General features: G+C 70.8%; 16 protein-coding genes and 1 pseudogene. 10 read left to right on the top strand and 7 right to left on the bottom strand.

Annotated elements, in window-relative coordinates:
* The first annotated feature begins 6 nt into the window (after positions 1–6).
* Both EP26_RS18060 and EP26_RS18055 read left to right on the top strand, forming a co-directional pair.
* The gene (locus EP26_RS18060; protein ID WP_043340636.1) at positions 7–270 is read left to right on the top strand and encodes a hypothetical protein; all 264 of its coding nucleotides are present in this window, start codon (positions 7–9) and stop codon (positions 268–270) included.
* Between the two features lie 4 nt (positions 271–274).
* Positions 275–1,189, top strand: coding sequence for a glycoside hydrolase family 5 protein (locus EP26_RS18055; RefSeq protein ID WP_043340635.1), 915 nt, complete (start codon positions 275–277; stop codon positions 1,187–1,189).
* 4 nt (positions 1,190–1,193) lie between these two features.
* Here the strand turns inward: EP26_RS18055 and EP26_RS32125 are convergent, their stop codons facing one another.
* Positions 1,194–2,294, bottom strand: coding sequence for an acyltransferase family protein (locus tag EP26_RS32125; protein WP_052389339.1), 1,101 nt, complete (start codon positions 2,292–2,294; stop codon positions 1,194–1,196).
* A 149-nt stretch (positions 2,295–2,443) separates the two neighbouring features.
* On the opposite strand from EP26_RS32125, the gene EP26_RS18045 reads away from it, so the two are divergent.
* A complete protein-coding gene (locus EP26_RS18045; RefSeq protein WP_043340634.1) occupies positions 2,444–3,838 on the top strand; it encodes an O-antigen ligase family protein in 1,395 nt (464 codons plus the stop codon).
* A gap of 4 nt (positions 3,839–3,842) precedes the next feature.
* The gene (locus EP26_RS18040) at positions 3,843–4,895 is read left to right on the top strand and encodes an acyltransferase family protein (RefSeq protein WP_052389338.1); all 1,053 of its coding nucleotides are present in this window, start codon (positions 3,843–3,845) and stop codon (positions 4,893–4,895) included.
* A 187-nt stretch (positions 4,896–5,082) separates the two neighbouring features.
* On the opposite strand, the gene EP26_RS18035 is transcribed toward EP26_RS18040, so the two are convergent.
* The 3 genes from EP26_RS18035 to EP26_RS18025 form a co-directional block, all read right to left on the bottom strand.
* Positions 5,083–5,601 carry an AHH domain-containing protein gene (locus tag EP26_RS18035; protein WP_043340632.1) on the bottom strand — a complete coding sequence of 173 codons (519 nt, stop codon included), beginning with the start codon at positions 5,599–5,601 and terminating at the stop codon, positions 5,083–5,085.
* A 288-nt stretch (positions 5,602–5,889) separates the two neighbouring features.
* Positions 5,890–6,882 (bottom strand): UDP-glucose 4-epimerase GalE, encoded by a 993-nt coding sequence (galE, locus tag EP26_RS18030; protein ID WP_043340631.1) that lies wholly within the window; start codon positions 6,880–6,882, stop codon positions 5,890–5,892.
* 7 nt (positions 6,883–6,889) lie between these two features.
* Positions 6,890–9,157 (bottom strand): GumC family protein, encoded by a 2,268-nt coding sequence (locus EP26_RS18025; protein ID WP_043340629.1) that lies wholly within the window; start codon positions 9,155–9,157, stop codon positions 6,890–6,892.
* 275 nt (positions 9,158–9,432) lie between these two features.
* On the opposite strand from EP26_RS18025, the gene EP26_RS18020 reads away from it, so the two are divergent.
* Both EP26_RS18020 and mepA read left to right on the top strand, forming a co-directional pair.
* Entirely contained in the window at positions 9,433–9,996 is a 564-nt protein-coding gene (locus tag EP26_RS18020; RefSeq protein ID WP_043340628.1) for a polysaccharide biosynthesis/export family protein, read from the top strand.
* Between the two features lie 79 nt (positions 9,997–10,075).
* Positions 10,076–10,912 (top strand): penicillin-insensitive murein endopeptidase, encoded by an 837-nt coding sequence (gene mepA / locus EP26_RS18010; protein WP_052389337.1) that lies wholly within the window; start codon positions 10,076–10,078, stop codon positions 10,910–10,912.
* A gap of 33 nt (positions 10,913–10,945) precedes the next feature.
* Here mepA and EP26_RS18005 read toward each other — a convergent pair whose 3' ends face one another.
* The 3 genes from EP26_RS18005 to EP26_RS17995 all read right to left on the bottom strand — a co-directional run bounded on the left by EP26_RS18005 (position 10,946) and on the right by EP26_RS17995 (position 14,146).
* The gene (locus EP26_RS18005) at positions 10,946–11,494 is read right to left on the bottom strand and encodes a DUF882 domain-containing protein (RefSeq protein WP_043340626.1); all 549 of its coding nucleotides are present in this window, start codon (positions 11,492–11,494) and stop codon (positions 10,946–10,948) included.
* Positions 11,494–13,035, bottom strand: coding sequence for a L,D-transpeptidase family protein (locus EP26_RS38165; protein WP_052389336.1), 1,542 nt, complete (start codon positions 13,033–13,035; stop codon positions 11,494–11,496). The genes EP26_RS18005 and EP26_RS38165 overlap by 1 nt, the downstream gene beginning before the upstream one ends.
* A 97-nt stretch (positions 13,036–13,132) precedes the next feature.
* Positions 13,133–14,146, bottom strand: a complete 1,014-nt coding sequence (locus tag EP26_RS17995) for a zinc-binding alcohol dehydrogenase family protein (protein WP_043340624.1) — start codon at positions 14,144–14,146, stop codon at positions 13,133–13,135.
* Between the two features lie 102 nt (positions 14,147–14,248).
* Between EP26_RS17995 and EP26_RS17990 the strand changes: the two genes are divergently transcribed.
* The 4 genes and pseudogenes from EP26_RS17990 to EP26_RS37530 all read left to right on the top strand — a co-directional run.
* A complete protein-coding gene (locus tag EP26_RS17990; protein WP_043340621.1) occupies positions 14,249–14,599 on the top strand; it encodes a winged helix-turn-helix transcriptional regulator in 351 nt (116 codons plus the stop codon).
* 93 nt (positions 14,600–14,692) lie between these two features.
* Positions 14,693–15,472: an SDR family NAD(P)-dependent oxidoreductase gene (locus EP26_RS17985; protein WP_157033610.1), complete on the top strand. Its 780-nt coding sequence runs from the start codon at positions 14,693–14,695 to the stop codon at positions 15,470–15,472.
* Between the two features lie 152 nt (positions 15,473–15,624).
* Positions 15,625–15,921, top strand: a complete 297-nt coding sequence (locus tag EP26_RS17980) for a hypothetical protein (protein ID WP_043340617.1) — start codon at positions 15,625–15,627, stop codon at positions 15,919–15,921.
* Between the two features lie 72 nt (positions 15,922–15,993).
* Positions 15,994–16,165 (top strand): annotated as a pseudogene (locus EP26_RS37530) (IS630-like element ISAli3 family transposase); the annotation flags it as partial.

Below are 16,165 nucleotides of genomic sequence, written 5' to 3'. Positions count from 1 at the left end.
CCACCCATGAGCGACACCCGCGTGACCATCTTCGCCGACGGCATCCTCGACGCCAGCGTCACCTATGGCGTTGCCCGGATGACGCTGGCGCAGACCGGGGCCGAAGGGAAGCCGACGCCCTGCGGCCAGCTGGTGGTGCCGCTGGTGCAGCTGCCCTCGCTGGTCACCAGCCTCACCGGGCTGCTGAAGCAGGTCGAGGCGCGGATGAAGGAGCAGCAGTCGGCCGCTGCACCCGAGGATGCCGCCCCGGCCGCCTTCCGCTTCGGCTGAAGCCGTGACGACCCGTCGGGGCCTGCTGGCCCTGCCGCTGGCCGGCGCCCTCGCGGTGCCGGCTTCCGCGCAAGAGCAGCCGCCGATGCGGCGGCGGCTCGCCACGCTCAGGCTCGGCGCCAATCTCGAGCGCTGGTACACCATCAGCAAGGACAACCAGCCGCGGCGCCTCGGTGTCGGCTGGTGGCGTGGCTTCCGCGCGGCCGGCTTCGACCATGCCCGCATCTTCCTGCCGGAGATCGGCCAGACCGGTTCCAGCATGGATATCCCCGGCCTGTACCTGAATGCGGTGAAGGACGCGGTTGAGGCCGGGCTGCCGGTCTTCCTCGGCATGGCGGATTTCTTCTACCAGAAGAAGCCCTGGGCCGACCGCGACTGGGAGGGGATGCGGGCGCGGGCGCAATTCTTCGCCGAGCGGACGGACCCCTCGATGGTGGTGCTGGCGCCGCTGAACGAGCCGGTCTTCGACAACAATGCGGTCTGGATGCCGGTGCGCGACCGGCTGCTCGCCGAGCTGCGCCGGGCAGCGCCGCGGCATACGCTGATGTGGGGCGGGCATGAGTGGCACAGTGCGCGCTCGCTGGTCGAATGCGCCTTGCCGGCCGACCCCAACACCATCGCCGAGGCGCACGACTACCAAGGCACGCAGGCGCCGGGGCGATTCCAGGCGGTGGCGGCCTGGCGGGACCGCAACCGCATCCCCGTCATCGTCAGCGAGCTGGGCGGCGCCTTCGGGCATGAGACCAACCGCGCGGCCTGGGCCGCCGACCTGGCGCGGGTGCTGCCGGAGCTGAAGCAGCTGCGCCTGCCGGCGACGCTCTGGTCCTACAGCCATGGCCGCGACTGGCGGCTGCAGAATGGCGACGAGCCGATGCCGAAGCCGGACATCATCCCGCCGGGGATGATGTCGGCGCGCTGAGGCTTCAGGCCTTGCCGGAGACCGCGCTGGCCGGGGCGGCCGCGCGGGGCGGGCGGCGGCCCAGCAGCCAGCGATTGGCCGGCACCTCGATGAAGCGCCAGGCGAGCCAGCCGGCGAGGAGGCTGGCGAGGAAGCCGGCGGCCATTAGGCCGATGCGGCCCTCGAGGCCCGGGTCGATCCGGCGAAGCACCAGCACGAGCCCGGCCTCGATGAAGACCCAGCAGAGATAGACGCCGAAGGAGGCCTCGCCGAGGCGGAGCAGCAGGTCTGGCCGGGCGGGCGCCGCGGCCGGCGGCACGGGGCGGCGCAACAGCGGGATCAGCGCGGCGAGGCCGAGCACGGTCAGCGCATCCCATTCGAGGACGAGGCCCGCCGGGAGCGCCAGCAGAACGGGCCAGAGTGCGGCGCGCGGCAGCAGCCCCTCGGTCGTCAGCCGGCCGATGGCGAGGCCGGTGGCGAATTCCAGGGCGAAGCGCAGCAGGCCGAGATGCAGCGTGTAATTCAGCCCGATATTCGGATCCTGCGCGTCGAGCGCGGCGATGCCGGCGAAGCCGAGCAGCGGCAGGGCGGGCACGGCGAGGCGCGGCAGGCGGATCAGGCCGGCGAGGATCAAGGGGAAGGCGAGGTAACCGGCCCATTCCACCGAGAGCGCCCAGGAGGGGTAGTTCCAGGTATGGCGCGAGGTGGTCTCCCAGGCATTCACCAGGAAGAATTGCAGGAGGAAGTCGCGCAGGCCGAAGCGCTCCGGCTCGCGGATGGTGAGGCCGGCGGCCATGGCGAGGCCGACCAGCAGGGCCAGCGCCAGCATCGCCAGGGCGTGCAGGGGCCAGATCTTGGCGAAGCGGCGGCGGAGGAAATCCGCGATGCCGGCCCGGCCCCAGGGCGGCCGGGCGCCATAGCCGAGCCAGAGCGCGAAGCCCGAGAGCAGGAAGAAGCCGTCGACGCCGAGATAGCCGTGCTGCAGCACCGGCGCCAGCGCCGGTAGGCCGAGGCTGACCCGCAGCGGTAGGTCGAGATGGTAGAGGATCACCCAGCCGATCAGGAAGAAACGCAGCCGGGTCAGCGCGGCATCCCGGGGGGCGGCCTGGTGGTGTGGGCCCTGCATCGATCCTCGCCTCGTCGTTCAGTGGAGGCATCGCTGCCACAACCCATGGCCCCGGCGCATCCCCCGGAGTGGTCACGGTTGCGGGTGACGCGCGGGGTTGACGGAAGGCTGATTGGTGCGCGCCGGGGCTGCGTGACAGAACCGTTGGCATGCCGAGCCTGACATCTCCCCTCGCCCAGGTCCTGATCGCGCTGTTCGGCGCGACGCTGATGCTGCTCTTCGCGCTGCTGGCGCCGGGGCTCCTGCTGCTCCTGCTGCCGGCTATGGTGGCGTTGCTGCTCGGGCTCGCGGTCTATCAATTCCCGCTGGCGATCGTGGCGGGGCTGGTGGCGATCTACGGGCTCGGCGTCGACATCCAGCTCGATGGCGGCATGCTGGCGAGCGCGGGCGGCAATGCGGCCGCGGCGCTCGGCTCGGCGGTGGTGAAGGTGGTGCCCTTCGCCCTCGCCGCCGTGCTGCTGCTGCGCTACGGGCCGACCAACGCGATCAACTGGCCCTTCCTCGCCTATACGGCCATCGCCGCGATCAGCATCGTCGTGCTGCCGATGGGGCGGATCGGGTCGACGGGCGACATGATCCGCAGCTTCATCGGCTCCACCGCGCCCTTCGTGCTAGGCTTCTGTCTCGCACCGAAGAGGATCTGGACTTGGATCATTCGCGGGGCGACCCTCGTGCCGCTGATCAGCGCCTTCACCAGCCTCTTCACCCATCTGGCGGGACTCTATCCGGCGATCGACACGCTGGGCCGCTTCCAGGGGATGCACAGCGCGCCCTTCCTCGCCGGCTTCTGCGAGACGGCGATCTTCGCCGCAACCCTCGAATACATGCGGGGCTTCCGGCCGATCTGGCTGATCATCGCCGGGCTCGACCTCGCGGTGCTGCTGGCGACCCAGGCGCGGATGCCGCTGGCGACGGTGGTGATCTTCCTCGGCATCGTCTTCTTCCTGTCGAACAAGCACATCTTCCCGCTGCGGCGGAAGGTGGACCTGGTGATGGGCGGCGCCGTGCCGGGGCTGCTGCTGCTGAGCCCGGTGATCGCCTATGCCATGCAGCGCTTCATCAGCCAGGGCACCGACGCCTCGGGCCGCGACCTGATGTGGCCCTACTTCCTCGACGCCATCGAGGACCGGCCGCTCTTCGGCTACGGGCTCGGGGCGGGCAAGCTGCTGGTCAACCCCGACGACCCGTTGATCAAGCTGCTCGGCACCACGGCGGCGCATAACGAGTACCTGCGGCTCTCGATCGATGGCGGGATCATCGGCTGCGCGGCGATCTTCCTCTCGATCGTGGCCTGGATGTGGTGGGGGTCGAGAAGCCTCGCCGCGCGTGAGCGGCTGGTGCTGCGGGCGGCATTGCTCGGCTTCCTGCTGCATAGCGGCTTCGACAACACGCTGATCGCCAGCACATCCGTCATGCTGTTCTGCGTCATCGGCGCGATCCTGGCCCGTGGGCGGGCGGAGGCGCAGCAGGCGCGGCATGGGCGGCGCCACTCTTCCTCCGCCTCGGCCGGGGCCTATGCCTGGCGGCCGGCACGGACGGGCTGAGGCGATGCCGGACCAGGGGGTGGCTGCGGCGCCGCCGACGGTGCAGCGGGAGCGGCGCCTTGATCTCGACCGGGCACGGGGCATTGCCATCCTGCTCGTCGTCTTCGGGCATATCGTGGCGCAGCGGGTGCCACCGGGCATTGAGTGGTACGAGCCGGTGCGCTACCTCGTCTACTGCTTCCATATGCCCTTTTTCCTCTATCTCAGCGGCACTGTGGTGGCGCTCTCCAACTCGCTAGCTAAGCCGCCAGGGCGGGTGGTGCGGCAGAGGGCGGTCCGGCTGCTAGTGCCCTTCTTCGCCATCGGCATTGCGATCTTTGCCTCGAAGCTCATCGCGGTGCGGCTGGTACATGTGGACAATCCGCCGCAGGGGCTGATGGGCGGGTTGCGGGACTTGTTCTGGACGACGAGTCACAGCCCGGCTACTTCCGTCTGGTATCTGCTGGTTCTCTTTCTCTGCACCCTGGTAGCAATGGGGCTGCGCCGGCTCGGCGTCGGGTCGACGGGGTTTCTGGTGCTCGGCTTCAGCCTACAGCTCATCGACGTACCGGCGGTGGCCTATCTCGACCGCTTCGCCTCGCATTTTCTTTTTTTCGCTGCCGGGCTATGGGTAGCGGAGCGGGAGGAACGTTTCCTGCCGCTCTTTGAGCGCTGGCAGGTTGTCTGGTGGGCGGTTTTCGCCGCGGCCCTTACTCTAGCGGCACTCGGCTGGGTCGGGCCGCGCTTGTCGGCAGTTCGACCGGGGCCTGCAGCTGCGCCTATGATCTTGTGCGGGCTGTCCTGCATTCCGGCGTTACATGGGGCTATGAGGCTGGCGCCGGTTGCCCAGTGGAAGTGGCCGCTGGTGCTCGGCGGGTTCTCCATGGCGATCTACCTGTTCAACACGCTGGCGATCGGTGGGACCAAGGCGGTGCTGATGAAGCTCGGCTTCGGCTGGACCGAGGCGTGGTTCCCGCTGCATGCCGTCGCCGCCATGACGGCTGGCGTCGCGCTGCCGGTGCTGCTCAAGGTGCTGGTGCTGCGGCGAGTGCCGGCGGTGGACAGGCTGACGGACTGACCGCTCCCCAGGCCATCGCTGCCTGGTGGGCTTGCGCCCGGGGAGAAGCGGCCACCGGACTCTTCAATCCCTCAAATCCCGGCAGCGCCAAAGCCTTGAAAGGCCTGTTTTCCAGGCCGGACTTGAGGAATTTAGGGCTTGATCCCGCCGAGCCGTAGCGTTGCCTCGGCCAGCGGCATGCCGGTGCTCAGGATCGGGCTTCCGCCTCGTGGATCGTGAGGCGCAGCCGGGCCATCGCGCTCCTGACACCTTCAGAACCCTGCGTTTTCTCGGCCACCGCGAGGATGCGCGTCAGCTGGTTGAGATACTCCGCCGAGTGAATTCCCTGGTGGATATGGGAGCCGTCGAGATTCACGGCTGATGAAGTGCCCGGAAGCCAGACTCCGTTCTCGGCACTGTCGATTCCGATATCGGCTCTCTCCAGGATCCCTCTGGCGGTCGTGGCCCCCTGGATGCGCTGGGGCACGATGTGATGGGCGTGATAGCCGTGACCGGGCGGATAAACCCCGGCGGCGCGGAGTGCCGCGCCGAGTATCGCGCTGCCCCTGGGTGCCGAAATCCGAACATTGATGTCGTCGCGTATCGTCAGGCCTTCGGTATCGTCGTCCGGCCTTGCGCCGGCATTTCGCCCGGCCTGCGCCTCGGCGAAGATCTCGAGTATGTCCTGCCTGCGTATGTGATCAGGGCTTTTCGGCGCTTGAGCCATGTCCTGTCCGCCTCTGCTTCGAGCTGCCGGGGCAGCCGCATCGGAGAGACGCCCGACAACCTGCACCCGTGTGCAACCGGCCATGGAACGGGCCGGAGGCCTTCGGACGTCGCTCGCCACAGCGGTCGCATGCTAGTTCAGGCTCGCGGGTGATTGTCCAGACACATCCGGTACCGGCCGGATGGGCGGGCGTGCCGGTATTGCCCGCCCGTCCGGTGGATTGGGCATGGCTCAGAATTGGGTGGATAATCCTATACCGCCCATCCCGGCCGAAGTCCAGCGGAAGCGTCAGCCGCGGTCGGCGAAGCCCTTGGGGTGGGCCGAGTGCCAGGCCCAGGCGGTGCGAACGATGTCGTCCAGCGCGCCGAAGCGGGGGGTCCAGCCGGTCTCCTCGCGGAGGCGGGCGGAGGAGGCGACCAGCACGGCCGGGTCGCCGGGGCGGCGGGGGCCGAGGCTGTGGGGGACGGGCTTGCCGCTGATGCGCTCGACGGAATCCATCACCTGCTTCACAGAATAGCCGGTGCCGTTGCCGATGTTGAAGCGGCAGCTGCCGCGCTCCAGCCGGCTCAGGGCGCGGAGATGGGCGTCGGCGAGGTCCGTCACATGGATGTAGTCGCGGACGCAGGTGCCGTCCGGCGTCGGGTAGTCGGTGCCGAAGACCGTCAGCGGCGGGCGGGTGCCCATGGCGGCGCCGATGGCGAGCGGGATCAGGTGCGTCTCGGGGTCGTGGTCCTCGCCGATGGTGCCCGAGGGGTCGGCGCCGGCGGCGTTGAAGTAGCGCAGCGAGGCGGAGCGCAAGCCATGGACCTGGTCGGCCCAATCGAGGCCGCGCTCCACCATCAGCTTGCTCTCGCCATAGGCGGAGACGGGGGCGACATCGGCCGCCTCGTCGATCGGGATCCGCTTGGGGAAGCCGAAGAGGGCGGCGGTGGAGGAGAGGACGAAGCGGAGGCAGCCGGACTTCACGGCGGCATCCGCCACGATCAGGCTGTTGGAGAGGTTGTCGATGCAGTAGCGCAGCGGGTCGCGCATCGACTCGCCGACCAGGGAAAGGGCGGCGAAGTGGAGGACGGCGTCGAACTTCCAGCCGGCGAAGACCTCCGCCACGCGGCGGCGGTCGGCGAGGTCGGCGGTGACGAGCTCGACCGAGGGCGGCACCGCGGCGCGGTGGCCCTGGCGGAGGTCGTCGATGACGACGACCTCATCCCCACGGTCCACCAGCGCCTTGACCACATGGCTGCCGACATAGCCGGCCCCGCCCGTCACCAGATACCGACCCATCGAGGGCTTACTCCCGGAAGTAGCCGCCATAGCGCGGGTGGTAGACCTCGGCATCCGCATAGCCGGAGCGGCCATGCACCTTGGCATCCACCTGCGTCAGCGCGGCGCCGATGACCCGGGCATGCGCTTCCTCGAGCAGGCCGAGGGAGTTGCGCACGACCGAGCGCGGCGTGTCGCGCCATTTTACGCAGAGCAATGTGGCATCGGCGAGGCGGGCGACGACGCGGGCATCGGCCATGGCGAGCGCCGGCGGCGCGTCCAGGATGATGAGGTCGTAGTCGCGCCGCACCCGGTCGAGCAGGCCGGCCATCGCCTCGGACATGAAGAGGCCGAGGGAGTGGATCTCGGCGGCGCCGGCCGGGATGTAGTCGAGGCTGGAGAGGTGGTCGCGGCGGATGATCCGCTCCAGCAGGGCCTGGCCGAGCAGCAGGTCGGTCACGCCCGGCGCGCCCTCGCAGCGGAAGACCCGGCCGAGGGCGGGCTGGCGCACGTCGCAGTCGATCAGCAGCACGCGCTCGCCGTTCATCGCCGCCGACCGGGCCAGGGCCACCGAAGTGGTGGTCTTGCCCTCGCCCGGGCGGGCGGCGGTGATGACGACGACCCGCGGCGGCTCGGAGCCCAGCCAGAGGGCGGCGCGCAGCGTGCGCATGCTCTCCGAGAAGGGGCTGAGCGGCTTGCGGACGACGTAGTCCTCCACCTTGTGGCGGCCGAGCAGGCCGCGCTTCAGCATCGGCACCAGCGCCAGGCAGGGCAGGCCGAGGCCCGAGCGGACCTCGTCGCCGGAGCGGATGGTGCTGTCGGCCTGTTCGAGGAACCAGATCACCAGCAGGCCGAAGAGGATGCCGAGGATCGTGGCGGCCGCGACGAAGAGCGGGATCTTCGGGAAGCTCGGCCGGCCGGGCACCGTCGCGGGCGAGAGGACGCGGGCATCCGGCTTCTCGATTGCGGTCTGCGAGACGGTCTGCTGCGAGCGCTCGAGCACCGCCTTCAGCAGGCTGCGGGAGGCGTCCGCGTCGCGCTCCAGGGCGGCGATCTGGATCTCGGCGCCGGAGCTCTGGTTCAGCAGGCTCTCCTGCGTCCTCAGCGCATCCTCGAGGCTGGCGACGCGGGCGCGGGCGGCACGTGCCTCCGCATCCAGCGCCTGGACCACACGACCGGTCTCGCCGGAGACGTTCCGCTCGGCTTCCGCGAGGCGGGAGCGGGCGGCGCGCACATCCGGGTGGTTGGCGCCGAGCGTCGCCTGCAGGCGCTCCACCTCGCGGCGGGCGTCGTCGCGGGCGGCGCGCGAGCCGGTGAGGTTGGAGGCGCCGAGCGCGGTGAGGTCGGCGCCGCCGCCGCGCCGGGCGGCCGAGAGGCGGGCCTCGGCGGTGGCGAGCTGGTTGCGGGCGTCGATCAGGTCGGCGTTGATCTTGCTGACCTGCTCGGTGCCGAGGCCGGCGCTCACGCCGCGCGTCAGGCCGGAGCGGCTGCGCAGCTCGGCGATGCGGCTCTCGGTCGTCTGCAGCTCGCGGCGGAGCTGGGCGACGCGGCCGTCGAGCCACTCGCTCGCCCGGCGCACGGCGTTGAACTTCGATTCCAGCTGGTCGGAGATGTAGAGCTCCGACGCCATGTTGGCGATGTCCGTCGAGAGCTGCGCGTCCTCGGTTGTGGCGGCGATGGTCAGCACACGCGAGTTGCGCACGACGGTGACGAGGATCTTGTCGCGCAGCCGCTCGGCGGCCGAGATCTCGGCGCGCTCAGGGCTCGGCCTCGGCACCGGCGCCTCGGGCGCGATCAGGTCGGCGAGGTCGGGCGAGAGCGTGGCGATGCGCCGCGCGAGGCCGTCCTGGATGCGGTAGAGCAGCTGCTCGGGGCGCTTCGCCTCGCTCACCCACCAGGAGAATTCCTCGCGGTCCGTGAGGTCGAACTGGCGGACGATGCGCCGGGCGACGGAGAGGCTGCGGATGACATCGACCTGGCTGGCGAGCACCGCGTCGGTCGTCGTCTCGTCGCGCAGGATGCTCTGCAGCTCGGTCGCCTGGTAGTCGGTCGGCTCGAACATCACCGTGGACGTCGCGGTATACCGCGGCGTCAGCTCCTTGGCGGCGATGAAGGCGGCGATCGGGAAGAGCAGCGCGCAAAGGAAGAGCACGAAGCGCCGCCGGCGGAGCGCCGCCAGCAACGCCGTGACGGTGAGGCCTTCCGGCTCGATCGGCGTGGCGACGGGTGCCGGCGCACGGAGCTGTGGCTTCCGCTCGTTCGAGGGAGGCCGCGATTCTACCGGTCTGTCGAGCATAGGGGGTGTGTCTTCCCTTCGCGGCAATGGCTGCGGAGGTTTGGGCAATACGCGTTGGCGAAGAGGAGGGTCAACCAACGGGCGAGGGAACAACGCTGCGTAGCGCAAACATCAGCGTGATGAACCATTAACGCAAGGAAACGCGAATGTGCCGATCGCGCGATGTCTGGCAGAGACATGTCGCCTGATGCGGACATCGCCGCATGACGGCCATGTTCGCGTGCGTCCCTGACCCGGTCAGTCACTGACCCGGTTCACGAAAGGAAAGCCAGACGATGCAATCTCGCCGCGTGTTCTCCCTGATGCTGCTTGGTGCCGTGGCGGCCTGCGCCTCGCCGGGCGCCAACTTGCCGCTACTGCCGGAGGTGCCGATCTCGGCCTACCGCATCGGGCCGGAGGACCAGCTCCGTGTCACGGTCTTCAACGATCCGCGCCTCACCGGCGATTTCCGCGTCGGCGACGCCGGGACGATCGCGCTGCCGCTGATCGGCACGGTGCGCGCGGCGGGCCTCACCACCAGCGAGATCGAGCGCGCCGTCGAGAAGGAGATGCGCGACAAGAACCTGTTCCGCGATCCCTCGGCCGCGGTGCAGGTGATCACCTACCGCCCCGTCTTCGTGCTGGGCATGGTCGAGAGGGGTGGGCAGTTCCCGTATCAGCCGGGGATGACGGTGCTGACGGCCGTCGCCGTGGCGGGCGGCTTCAACTACCGCGCCATCCAGGACTATGTCTCCGTCACCCGCATCGGGCCGGATGGCAGGGCGATGGAATACCGGGCGAAGCGGGACAGCGTGGTGCAGCCGGGCGACACCATCACCGTCTTCGAACGCCGCTTCTGATCCGGCCAGGCGTCCCGCGGCCTGGCTGCTGGGCGCCGCCCGCTTCGGCATACTGCCCGGATGGACCGGGGAGTCGCCGATGCGGGGCTGGCGTTGGGGGGTGGTGATGCTGCTGGCGGCGCTGGGGCCGGCGGCGGCGGAAAGGATCGATCAGCCGGGGCCCTGGGCGGCGGCGAAGGTGCCGGCGCCGGGGCCGGCGCGGATCGTCGGCGGGACGGGGCTCGGCTGCATCGCGGGCGCGGTGGCGCTGCCGGCCGACGGGCCGGGGTGGCAGGCCGTGCGGGTCTCGCGCAACCGGCATTGGGGGCATCCGGCGCTGGTTCGCTTCGTCGAGCGGTTCGCTGCGGAGGCTCAGGCCCAGGGTTTTCCGGCGCTCTGGATCGGCGATATGGGGCAGCCGCGGGGCGGGCCGATGCCGTATGGGCATGCGAGCCATCAGACGGGGCTGGATGTCGATGTCTGGCTGGAGCTGTCGCCGAAGCCCGCCCTGCCGGCCGCGGCGCGGGAGGATGTCACCGTGCCATCGCTGGTGCTGCCGGATGAGAGCGGGGTCGATCCCCGCGTCTGGCGGCCGCGGCATGCGGCGCTGATCCGGCTGGCCGCCGAGCAGTCGGGGGTGGACCGGGTGCTGGTCAACCATGCGATCAAGCGGGAGCTGTGCCGGACCGATTCGGGGGCGGCCTGGCTGCACCGGGTGCGGCCCTGGCGGGGGCATGACAGCCACATGCATGTGCGGCTGCGCTGCCCGGCCGGCCAGGCGGAGTGCCGGGAGCAGGCGCCGCCGCCGCCGGGGGATGGCTGCGATGCCTCGCTCGCCTGGTGGCTGACGCCGGAGGCGCGGCGGCCGGCGCCCCGGCCGCCGGGGCCGGCGCCGCAGATGCCGGCGGCCTGTGCGGGGGTGCTCGGGGGGCCGTAAGGGTGGAGGTGGCCGGGGCGGGTCCGGCCGGGATCACCAGCGGCGGATGGGGCCGCAGTCGAGATGGACGAAGCCGTCGCGGCGGTAGAGGCCGACGCCGCCCAGCTGCATCTCGGCGGCGAGCCTCGCCATGCCGAGGCTCTCGCGGCCCATCAGGCGGACATCGGCGGCCATGCCCGACATGTGCAGGCTGGCGCGGGAGACGCGGCGGGATTCGCGGGCGCGGGCGGCGTTGGTCTCCGGCGCGCGGTAGCCGCTGATGACCTGGTAGCCCTCGGTCGCCTCCATCTGCCGGGCGACGGCGGCGAGGACGTCGAAGAGGCGGGGGTCCATGGGCGTCGCCTCCTCCATAGAGGGGTCGCGGAGGAGCCAGTCGAGCTGTTGCAGGGCCGCGCGGTCGTAGCGGCCGTCGCGCCAGTAGGCGCCCTCGAAGCTCTCGCCGGTCTGCACGCGCTGGATGGCGAGGCTGCGGGGGCCGCCGCCGAGGACCTGGGCAGGGGAAACGGCGATGCCGGTGCAGGCGAGGCCGAGGCCGAGGGCGCCGCGGAGGAGGCCGCGGCGGGAGCAGCAGGGGCAGTCCATCAGCGGGCGCCGGTCGCGGCCAGGGGGGCGCTGGCGACGCGGGTGCGGCCGGCGTCCAGCGCGCGGGCATAGGCGGCGTCGAGTCCGTAGATATCGGGGCGCATCCGCACTTCGCCCTTCTCCACCACAACCGTCGTGTAGTGCAGGCGGACGGGGATGCCGCGCGGCAGGGCGAGGCCGGTGGTGACGCGGCTGGCCAGCACGCGGTCGGCCCGGGCGCGGTCCCAGCCGGGAACGCCCTGCAGCAGCGCGTCCAGCAGCTCCATCGGCTTCTCCAGGCGGATGCAGCCGGAGGAGAAGGCCCGGTCGGGGCGCCGGAACAGGTGCCGGTCGGGCGTGTCGTGCATGTAGATGTCCTCGGTGTTCGGCATGATGAATTTGATGCGGCCGAGCGCGTTGATCTCGCCCGCATCCTGCCGGACAACATAGGGGAACCGCTGCGGGTTCACGCTCGACCAGTCGATCGTCGTGGGATCGACCTCGACGCGCTGGCCGTCGACATAGCTGTAGACGCGGAAGCCCTTCTCCATCATGGCGCGCGGGTCGCGGCGGAAGCGCGGCAGCAGGTCCTCGCGCGCGTTGCGCTCGGGCACGCCCCATTGCGGATTGAACTGCACGGCGTTGAGCCGGAGCTGCATCATCGGCGTGGCGCGGGAGGGCTTGCCGACGATCACCGGCATCTCCAGCAGGGTCCGGCCGCCTTCGGCCATGGTGAAGGACTGGAAGGGGATGTTGACCTCGATATGCCGCTCGGCGGGCGGCCGGGGGGCGGCGCGGCGCATGTCGAGGGCGATGCGGAGCTGGCGGACGATGGCCTCGGCCGGGCGGTTGAGGGCGGCGAGGCTGAGGCGGCCGATGCGGCCATCGGCCTCCAGCCCCTCGGCGGCCTGGAAGCGGCGGGCGGCGGCGACCAGCGGCTCATCATAGGTGTCGCCCTCGCCGGGATTGGCGGCCAGCACCGGGTCGATCAGCACCAGGCGGGCGCGGAGCGCCGGGACGCGGAGCGGGTCTGCGGTGCCGGGCTCCAGCGCCTCCGTGCCGGGCATGGGCGGCACCTGGGGGAAGCCGCCGGCGGCGACGCGGGCGCGGGCGGTGGCCAGCGCGCGCTTCAGCGGGGCGGCCTCCGGCGCGAGGAGGGCGGCGCGGTCGATCAGCGCGGCGGGGTCGGGCGAGGCCTGGAGTTGGGTCAGCCAGGGGCCGAGGGGGGTAGCAGCGGTGTCGCGGCGGAGGTCGAGGCGATTCGGCAGGTCATGGACGCGGCCGTGCAGCAAGTCGGTCAGGGCGGCGATGGAGGCGCGAAGCAGGGCGGACTGCCAGGCAGAGGGGTCGCGCTCGGCCTCGGCATCGGCGGGGATGGCGTAGGCGCGGGGGTCGAGACCGTCCTCCTCCAGCCGGCGGAGGCGGTCGGCCAGGCGGAGCAGCGCGGGGCTGGGCGCGGCCTGGGCGACGACGATGGGCCCGGCCGGGCGGGTGGCGAGGACCGGGGTGGGGGCGGCGAGGGTCAGGCTGCCAAGGCAGGCGAGGAGGAGGATTGCGCGCACGCCGCCTAGTTACACAAGCGCGCCGCCGGGCGCCAAGGCTTCCGCGTGCCGAGGGGTCGCCCTGGCCGCGGCGCCGCTCAACCGTGGCGTGGGGACCTCAACCGAAGCCGGCCAGCACGGCCTTGCCGATGCTGCGGCCGCTTTCCAGTAGCGCATGCAGGGCGCGGAGGTTGGCGGCGTCGATACGGCCGCCATGGTAGGTCATGGTGGTGCGGAGGGTACCGGCATCGACCAGGTGGGAGACCTCGGTCAGCAGGCGGTGCTGCTCCGCCATGTCGGGCGTGCCGAAGAGGGAGCGGGTGAACATCAGCTCCCAGTGCAGGGAGACGCTCTTGCGCTTGAAGGGGACGATGTCGAGCGTCGCCGGGTCGTCGATCATGGCGACGCGGCCCTGCGGGGCGATGGCGCGCGCGATAGCGGGGAGGTGCCGGTCGGTCGCGGTCAGGCTGGCGATGTGGCTGACGGCGGGGATGCCGATGGCGGCGAGGCCCTCGTCGAGCGGCTGGCGGTGGTCGATGACGTGGTGGGCGCCCATCGCGCGGCACCAGTCGGTGGTCTCGGGGCGGGAGGCGGTGGCGATGACCGTCAGCCGGGTGAGCTGGCGGGCGATCTGCGTGAGGATGGAGCCGACGCCGCCCGCGCCGTTGACGATCAGCAGGCTTTGGCCTTCGCCGCCCTCGCGGGGGATGCCGAGGCGGTCGAAGAGCAACTCCCAGGCGGTGATCGCCGTGAGCGGCAGGGCGGCGGATTCGGCGAAGCCGAGGCTTTGCGGCTTCGGGCCGACGATGCGCTCGTCCACAAGCTGGTGGGTGGCGTTGCTGCCGGGGCGGTCGATGGCGCCGGCGTAGAAGACCTGGTCGCCGGGGCGGAAGAGGGTGACCTCGGCGCCGACGGCCTCCACGGTGCCAGCGGCGTCGAAGCCGAGGATGCGGGCCCCGCCGGCGGGCGGGGCGGCGGCGGCGCGCTGCTTCACGTCGACCGGGTTCACCGAGACGGCCTCGACGGCGACGAGCAGGTCTCGCGGGCCGGGGGTGGGCTTCGGCAGGTCGAGCTCGACCAGCGCCTCGGGGGCGGTGATGGGGGACGGGGTGCGGTAGCCGATGGCGAACATCGCCGGGTCTCCTCGATGGGGTGGGTGGAGGATGGGGCGTGGTGCCGCGCGGCGCGATACGGCATAATTCGGCACATAGTACCCGTTTGGATACCGCCCCCAATGAAGCGGAAACGCTATGACTGCGCCCCCGGATGCCCGGTGGAGGCGGCGCTCGACCTGATCGACGGCAAGTGGAAGGGGGTCATCCTCTACCATCTGCTCGACGGGACGCTGCGCTTCAACGCGCTGCGGCGGAAGCTGGGCGGGGTGACGCAGCGGATGCTGGTGAAGCAGCTGCGCGAGCTGGAGGAGGCGGGGCTGGTGGTGCGGACGGTCTTCGCCGAGGTGCCGCCAAGGGTGGAGTACAGCCTGACCGCCGAGGGGCGGAGCCTGGAGCCGGTGCTGCTGGCGCTGATGCGCTGGGGCGAGGCCTGGATGGCGGCGCGGCAGATGTCGCAGGCGGCGGAGTAGGGGCGCGAGCCCCCTCCCCTACCGGCAAGCTGCTGGCCGAAGCGGGCCGGGCGGCGTAGCCTGCGCCCCGGACCCGCAGAGAGAGTTCCCCCGATGTCGATGCCAACCCCCGTGGTCCGCCACACGCCCAATCAGAGTCGGCGCGTGCTGCTGCTGACCGGCGCCTCGCGCGGCATCGGACATGCGACCGTCAAGGTCTTCTCGGCCGCAGGGTGGCGCGTCGTCACCGTCTCGCGCCAGCCCTTCCCCGAGGAATGCCCCTGGGAGATGGGGCCCGAGGACCACATCCAGGCCGACCTGTCCGATGCCGGCGACACGGTGCGGGCGATCGAGGAAATCCGCGAGCGGCTGATCCCGGATGGCGGGCGGCTGGATGCGCTGGTCAACAATGCCGGCATCTCGCCGAAGGGGGCAGGCGGGGCGCGGCTCGGCACGATGGACACCGCGATCGACGACTGGAAATGGGTGTTCCAGGTGAATTTCTTCTCCTCGATCATGCTGGCGCGCGGGCTGGTGGAGGAGTTGCAGAAGACCAAGGGGGCGGTGGTGAACGTCACCTCCATCGCCGGGAGCAAGGTGCATCCCTTCGCCGGGGCGGCCTATGCGACCTCGAAGGCGGCGCTGATGTCGCTGACGCGCGAGATGGCGCATGACTTCGGGCCGCTTGGCATCCGGGTGAACGCGATCTCGCCGGGGGAGATCGACACCTCGATCCTGTCGCCGGGGACGGAGAAGATCGTCGAGGAGCAGATCCCGATGCGGCGTCTGGGCAAGCCGGCCGAGGTGGCGAAGGCGATCTACTTCCTGTGCTCGGATGCGTCGTCCTATGTGAATGGCGCCGAGATCCACATCAATGGCGGGCAGCACGTCTAGGGCCTCTTAGCCCTTGAGTTCCAGTATGTCCTGAACTCAAGATTTGCGCCTTACAATGGCGTGGACGGTTCTGTGCCATCGGCAAGGCTGGCAGCGCCTGCACGCCCCGTTGTGGCGCCTGGACCCCGACTTCAGCAGGGAGGAGAGCAGGTATGCCGGTGACGTTTAGCGGCCAGGACGCCGCGCTGCTCGAGCGGGAATACATGCCTGCGCACTGGCCCAGCGTGGACGTGGCCAGCACGCTCGAGCGGTGGATCGGGCTGAGCGAGGCCTTCCACCGCCGCGCCACAGTCCGGTCAGACCTCGCCTACGGCGCATCCCCCCGGCAGAGCCTCGACCTGCTGCTTCCGGCCGCCGGACATGCCCCGGTGCTCGCGTTCATCCATGGCGGGTACTGGCGCAACCGGAAGCTGGACAAGCGGTCTTATACCAACCGCCATGGTCACTGACTCGCATGTGATCCGCGGTTTGCGGCGGGCGTGATTCGCTGTCTCCCGGGGGTTCGATTCGGGAGGCTTGCGATGGCGGTGGTGATCACGCGGCAGGACTTGTCGGCGGATGCCCTGAGGCAGGCTGCAGCTCGCAGTCGGGACGCGAACGCAGCGCGACGCATGCTGGCTCTTGCCTTGGTACTGGAAGGGCAGTCGCGCACGGACGCGGCCGCAACCTGCGGCATGGACCGGCAGACCCTGC

Source organism: Belnapia moabensis DSM 16746 (assembly GCF_000745835.1).
GTDB lineage: Bacteria > Pseudomonadota > Alphaproteobacteria > Acetobacterales > Acetobacteraceae > Belnapia > Belnapia moabensis.
Note: the sequence above shows the minus strand (reverse complement) of the source record. Positions and strands in the feature narration are given on the sequence as shown.